This is a genomic window from Crenothrix polyspora (assembly GCF_900163755.1).
GTDB classification, from domain to species: domain Bacteria; phylum Pseudomonadota; class Gammaproteobacteria; order Methylococcales; family Methylomonadaceae; genus Crenothrix; species Crenothrix polyspora.
Genome location: NZ_FUKI01000083.1, coordinates 1 through 1,340, shown reverse-complemented (window position 1 = coordinate 1,340; position 1,340 = coordinate 1). Strand labels below are relative to the sequence as shown.

Sequence of the window (1,340 nt, the reverse complement as noted above, 5' to 3'; positions counted from 1 at the left end):
AAGTTGAATTGTGATATCCAACACTTACCCGTCATAATACGCACCAAAATTCTGTCCGTCTGTACGGTATCGAACCAAGGCTGTTAAATGATCTTTATTCATGGGATATTTATAAAATATGTTTCACTACCGTACACTTTTTGAAAACTACTTGATATTTTTTAACAATTTGATAAATTTACGCATTTTTGTGTAAATTCAGTATGCCAAACTGTTACAGAGTTTATAGAGCAGTTCATCAATCACTAATCAAGGCACTGGGGTTTGAAGTAAAAGGTAATCAAGCACGACACCTTAACGTATTGGTGGGCTTTATTTGTGGAATCCTTCAAAGCAAGGAAGTAAGATTAACGGAAGTTGCTGGTGAAATACCCAAATCCGGTCAGGAAGATAGCCATGTTATGAAGCTGCGCCGTTGGTTAAAAAATGAATCTGTGGATGTCGATCTCTATTATTTGCCCTACATCAAACAGATATTGAAGTCTCTTGCCCATCAAACTTTAGTTTTTATAATCGATGGCAGCACTACGGGGCGTGGCTGCATGACCTTGATGGTCAGTGTCTATTATAAAGGACGGGCAATTCCCGTATTATGGGTAACGCGCAAAGCCAAAAAAGGCCATTTCCCTGAAGCCATGCACATTGAATTGATTCGCTTGGTAAAAGCATTGGTTCCCAAAGGGGCTGATGTTGTTTGCCTTGGAGATGGGGAGTTTGATGGCGCAGAATGGCTAAACACAATCAAAAGCTTTGGGTGGCATTATGTGTTCCGTTCCAGTGTAGATTCTGCCTTGTACGAGGAAGGTGAGCGATTTCAGTTTAAGGACATATGCCCTCTCCGTGGTGACGAATCGGTCTTTATTGAGGGGTTAGAATTTACAGATAAGCGTAATGCGATTGTTAATGCGGTAGCCTGCTGGAAACGTTCACATAAAACCCCTATATTCTGGGTCACCAGTTTTCAGACAGCGGACGAAGCCTATCTTTGGTATCGCAAGCGTTTTAGAATTGAAACACTGTTTTCAGACATAAAAAGCCGTGGCTTCAATTTGCACAAAAGCGGCCTCAGGTGTCCAGAGCGGATTTCCAGGTTGCTAATCGCAGTGGCTTTGGCTTACATTTGGACGATTTATCTGGGGGAATATGCCCTGAAAAATGGTTGGCAAAAATTGATCCACCGAAAGACACGATGTGACTTGAGCTTGTTCAAATTGGGGCGGCGATTATTAACAAGATTGCTGTCCAGTGGTTTAGAACTCCCTCCATTTTGTATAGACTTAAAAGTAACAATTTGAAAATTAAATGACTTTTTTACATGAAAAAAAGTGTACGGTAGTGAA

General features: G+C 40.9%; 1 protein-coding gene. It reads left to right on the top strand.

Features of this window, described 5'->3' with window-relative positions; all coding sequences use genetic code 11:
* Nucleotides 1-203: 203 nt before the first annotated feature.
* Complete coding sequence (locus CRENPOLYSF2_RS04770) at nucleotides 204-1,295, top strand: IS4 family transposase (protein WP_087142809.1); 1,092 nt, start codon at nucleotides 204-206, stop codon at nucleotides 1,293-1,295.
* Nucleotides 1,296-1,340 lie beyond the last annotated feature (45 nt).